The organism is Brevibacillus sp. FIR094 (genome assembly GCF_050477165.1).
GTDB lineage: Bacteria > Bacillota > Bacilli > Brevibacillales > Brevibacillaceae > Brevibacillus.
In genome coordinates, this window is sequence record NZ_JBEAES010000099.1 from 1 (window position 1) to 402 (window position 402).

The window sequence follows — 402 nt, forward strand, 5'->3', positions numbered from 1 at the left end:
CGTAACAAGGTATCCGTACCGGAAGGTGCGGATGGATCACCTCCTTTCTATGGAGTACCAATCACAGATTATTTTCTTTCCGGTTTTGAGGGAGTATAACCCTCACTTATATAGTGATGGGGCTGTAGCTCAGTTGGGAGAGCGCCTGCCTTGCAAGCAGGAGGTCATCGGTTCGATCCCGTTCAGCTCCACCAAAAGAATATATATGCTCCTTGAAAACTGGATATTGCATGAAATTGCTAAGATATTAACTGTAAGTACTTTTAGTAATTACGGAAATGCAAGGATGGCCTGCTAAGTTCGTCTCATCCATGAGACAACGCATGCACTAGCACATCCTGTGCGTCGTGGTTAAGTTACTAAGGGCACACGGTGGATGCCTTGGCGCTAGGAGCCGAAGAA

Annotated in this window: 1 tRNA gene; it reads left to right on the forward strand. The window is 46.5% G+C overall.

Annotated features, from left to right (window positions below):
• Positions 1 to 118: 118 nt before the first annotated feature.
• A tRNA-Ala gene (locus tag ACQ5DJ_RS30025) sits at positions 119 to 194 on the forward strand.
• The last annotated feature ends 208 nt before the right edge of the window (positions 195 to 402 follow it).